The 4,615-nt window shown below is 30.4% G+C and carries 3 protein-coding genes and 1 pseudogene; 3 read left to right on the forward strand and 1 reads right to left on the reverse strand.

Translation table 11 applies throughout. The features are described 5' to 3' along the window. Nucleotides 1–802: substrate-binding domain-containing protein (locus ACI3VO_RS06670; protein WP_439757157.1), on the forward strand; the 802-nt coding region annotated here is incomplete at its 5' end. Nucleotides 803–871: 69 nt separating this feature from the next. On the opposite strand, the gene ACI3VO_RS06675 is transcribed toward ACI3VO_RS06670, so the two are convergent. After that, nucleotides 872–1,774 carry a helix-turn-helix domain-containing protein gene (locus tag ACI3VO_RS06675; RefSeq protein ID WP_439757158.1) on the reverse strand — a complete coding sequence of 301 codons (903 nt, stop codon included), beginning with the start codon at nt 1,772–1,774 and terminating at the stop codon, nt 872–874. 246 nt (nt 1,775–2,020) lie between these two features. On the opposite strand from ACI3VO_RS06675, the gene hutH reads away from it, so the two are divergent. Further along, nucleotides 2,021–3,592: a histidine ammonia-lyase gene (hutH, locus tag ACI3VO_RS06680; protein WP_439757159.1), complete on the forward strand. Its 1,572-nt coding sequence runs from the start codon at nt 2,021–2,023 to the stop codon at nt 3,590–3,592. A 33-nt stretch (nt 3,593–3,625) separates the two neighbouring features. After that, nucleotides 3,626–4,615: pseudogene (locus ACI3VO_RS06685) on the forward strand (urocanate hydratase); the annotation flags it as partial.

The following is a 4,615-nucleotide window of genomic DNA, read 5'->3' on the forward strand; positions in this document are numbered from 1 at the left end:
AATGTCAGATTCATTTGTTAGCGAGGTTGTAAACGGTATAGAATGTGTCGCAAAAATGTATGGATATGATATATTATTAGCAAATACATATTCTGAAAAAGATCAGGAATTAAAAAGTATAGAATTATTAAAAGCAAAACAAGTTGAAGGTATAGTTATGATTTCGTGGACTTTAGATGAAGAACATGTAGAATTAATTAACAATAGCAGTATACCAGCAGCTTATATAAGTAAAACAGCTCAAAAATTTGATGTATATACAGTGTGTACAAACAATGAAGATGCAACTTACAATATGACTAAATATTTAATAGATAAAGGGCATAAAGAGATAGCACTTATAATGACAAGTGAAGCAGATACTATATTAGAATCAGAGAGAAGAACAGGATACGAAAGAGCATTAACTGAAAATAATATAAATATAAATCCAGATATAATAAAATACGGAAATACAGATTATAATAGTGGATATAAAGCGATGATGGATTTATTAGACAAAAATATTAAACCAGATGCTGTTTTTGTTACAGGAGATGAAGCGGCTATAGGTGCTATAAATGCTATATTTGATAAGGGATATAAAGTTCCAGAGGATATATCTGTAGCAGGATATAATAATAGCAAGCTTTCTAAAATATACCGTCCTAAATTAACTACAGTAGGACAACCTCTTTACGATATGGGTGCTGTAGCTATGAGAATGGTAATAAAAATTATCAATGGAGATGCTCTTGAAGAAAAGAAATTTGTGCTACCTTATGAAATAGTTGAAAGAGAAAGTGTAATAGATAGAAAATAATTTAGCATATAAATATAAAAGGATCACCAAATATGTGGTCCTTTTATGTTTTATATAAAAAATTATAATTTAAGGTTTAGATAGCTGTTCTTTTTTATATTTAGTAGGTGATAAATCCATAACTCTTTTAAATATTTCTGTATAATAGCTAGCATTGGAAAAACCTACTTTCTCAGCGATTTCAGTTATATTGTACTTATCACTTAAAAGCAAAGGTATGCTTTTTTTTATGCGGTAATTTAGTAGGTATTCAAAAGGCGTTTGTCGGGTTGCTTTTTTAAAAAATCTACAACATTCGCTTTTACTTATATTACAAGATTCAGCTATATCATCTAGAGTTATTTTATTTTTGTAATTACTATGTATAAAATCTAGTATTTTAGATAATCTCAAAACATCATTTGAATTAACAAATTGTTTTTCTTGCAAAATACTGTTTATTTCAGTGAAAAATAGAGACCAAATTTCACATACCTTACTTTTTACTAATAATTCATAACAAGGCTTCTTTTCTTGGAATATATCGTTAGCCTCTAGAATTAGAGACATTATCTTTTTATGAGTTTTATTTTTTGAATCTAGAAAAAAAGAAGGACATTGACCGCCATTTTCGATTATATCAATATATTTGGTTTTTATTATACTTTCTTCATGTCCAAAGATGAAATTAGATCTAAACATCAAGGCTAAAAAAGCGCAATCCTTGTTGTTATAGCCTTTAGCTGTATGTAGAGTATGAGAGTTTATAAATAGACCATCTCCCTTTTTCATTTCGTAAATTTTATCATTTACCCTGTATTCCATAGATCCTTCTAATATAACTGAGAAGGTCATTTCATAGTGCCAATGATAGTCTAGAAATCCGTATTCATATGCAAATAAAGTGTTGTAATCAAAGTCGATTGGAAAAGTAAAATCTCCGTATTTTTTCTTTTCTAATAGGTTATCTGTTACAATTATTTTTCGTTTCATTTTATCACCTCAATTAATTACACCTCAATATTGTTATAGAAATTGATAAAATACTTATAGATATAATCTATATTTTTAATTATACTTATAACATGAAGAATAAGCAAGTTGTAAAAAAAATTATTCAAATGTCAGAAATTTATTTGAAAAATTAAATTAAAATATTTAATTCAGTTAATTAAATATGGAAAACTATATAAATTTTTCAATATATATTAAATAAATTAGAAATATGGAGGTTTTAATATGGAGACTATTAAATTAAATGGTTATGATTTAACTTTAGAAGATTTAATGAAGGTTTGTAGATACGGTTATAAGGTTGAACTTACAGAAGAAGCAATAGAAAGAATAAAAACTGCAAGAGCGATAGTAGATGATTTGGTTGAACAGGAAAAGGTTTCTTACGGGATAACAACTGGATTTGGAAAATTTTCTGATGTAGTTATATCTAAAAAAGATACTAGACAACTTCAAATAAACTTAATAAGAAGTCACGCTTGCGGTGTAGGAGAACCTTTAAGCGAAGAAATAGTAAGAGCTATGATGTTACTTAGAATAAACGCTTTATCAAAAGGATATTCAGGTGTTAGACTTGAAACTCTACAAGTATTAATCAACTTATTAAATGCAGGCGTTCATCCAATAGTTCCAGAAAAAGGTTCATTAGGATCTTCAGGAGATTTAGCTCCTCTATCTCATATGGTTTTAACTATGTTAGGAGAAGGAGAAGCAATATATCAAGGTGTTAGAATGTCTTCTAAGGAAGCTTTAGAAAAAGCTGGAGTAAAACCTCTAGAATATTTATCATCAAAAGAAGGACTATCATTAAACAATGGTACTCAATGTATGACAGCAGTTGGAGCTATAACAGTTTACGATGCGATAAACCTAATGAAAACTGCAGATATAGCATTAGGGCTTACAATGGAAGGTTTAAATGGTATAACTTGTGCTATGGATGAAAGAGTACATTTAGTAAGACCTCATAAAGGACAATTCAATACAGCTAAAAATGTATTAGCGATATTAGAAGGTAGCGAAATGACTACTGAACAAGGAGAACTTAGAGTACAAGATTCTTATACTTTAAGATGCTCACCTCAAGTTCACGGTGGATGTAAGGATGCTCTTGACTATGTAGTTAAGAAAATAGAAATAGAAATGAACTCAGTTACAGATAACCCAATAATATTCCCAGGTGAAAATCAAAAGATTATATCTGGTGGTAACTTCCATGGAGAACCAATGGCTCTTGCATTTGACTTCCTAGGGATAGCGTTATCAGAAATTGCAAACATATCTGAAAGAAGACTTGAAAAAATGGTAAATCCAGCACTTAGCCATGGATTACCAGCATTCTTAGTAAATGAAGGTGGAGTTAATTCAGGATTTATGATAGTACAATACAGTGCAGCTTCATTAGTTTCTGAAAATAAAGTTCTTGCACATCCAGCAAGTGTAGACTCAATACCATCTTCAGCAAACCAAGAAGACCACGTTTCTATGGGAACTATAGCATCAAGACATGCTAGAGATATATTAGATAACGCTAGAAAAGTTTTAGCTATGGAATTATTAGGTAGTGTACAAGCTATAGATTTAAGAGGCAAGAAAAAATTAGGAAAAGGAACTGAAGAAGCTTATAGAATTATAAGAGAGAGAACTCCTTTTGTAGATAAAGATAGAATAATGTACACAGATATAAATATATGTGAAGACATTATAAAGGAAAATGTATTAGTTGAAGCTGTAGAAAAAGCTATAGGAAAAGATTTATTAGTAAGTGAAGAAATAGTTAGCGATTTAAAACTTTAATTAGTAGTTTAAGACTATAAGGAGGAATTTGAATTGAGTAATAGAAACCAACAAATAAACGATGCATTGACTATAAAGCTTGATGTAATACCAGATAAAATACCAGCATTTGAAGAAAATATAAGAAGAGCTCCAAAACGTGAATCAAAATTGACAAATGCAGATATAAGATTGGCTCTTAAAAATGCTTTAAGATATATACCAGAAGAATACCATGAAATGTTAGCTCCAGAGTTTTTAGATGAATTATTAACTTATGGAAGAATTTATGGATATAGATTTAGACCAGAAGGCAAAATCTACGGAAAACCAATAGACGAATACAAGGGAAATTGTGTAGAAGGTAAAGCCTTCCAAGTAATGATAGACAACAACCTTGATTTTGATGTAGCTTTATATCCTTATGAATTAGTTACATACGGTGAAACAGGACAAGTTTTCCAAAACTGGATGCAATATCAACTTACAAAAAAATACTTAGAAGTATTAAATCAAGATCAAACTCTAGTACTTCATTCAGGACATCCAGTGGGACTTTTTAAATCTAAACCAGATGCACCTAGAGTAATACTTACAAACTCTCTAATGATAGGTATGTTTGACAACCAAGAAGAATGGAAGAGAGCAACTGCAATAGGTGTTGCAAACTACGGACAAATGACTGCAGGTGGTTGGATGTATATAGGACCACAAGGTATAGTTCATGGAACATATTCAACTATATTAAATGCAGGTAGATTAAAACTTGGTATACCTAAAGAAGGAAACTTAAAAGGAAAATTATTCGTAACTTCAGGCCTTGGTGGAATGAGTGGTGCTCAAGGTAAGGCTGTAGAAATAGCAGGCGGAGTAGGAATAATAGCAGAGGTAGACTATTCAAGAATAGAAACTAGATATACTCAAGGATGGGTTAGCAAGGTTACAGAAAGTCCAAAGGAAGCATTTGATTTAGCTAAAGTTGAGCTTGAAAAGGGTGAAGCTTGTGCTATAGCCTTCCATGGAAATATAGTAGATTTACTTCAA

This window comes from Intestinibacter sp. (assembly GCF_051866655.1).
Taxonomy (GTDB): Bacteria; Bacillota; Clostridia; order Peptostreptococcales; family Peptostreptococcaceae; genus Intestinibacter.

Excerpts from the sequence above, each read along its gene's own strand:
- ACI3VO_RS06675 (WP_439757158.1), bottom strand. The coding sequence starts at position 1,774 with ATGAAACGAAAAATAATTGTAACAGATAACCTATTAGAAAAGAAAAAA.
- hutH (WP_439757159.1), top strand. The coding sequence starts at position 2,021 with ATGGAGACTATTAAATTAAATGGTTATGATTTAACTTTAGAAGATTTA.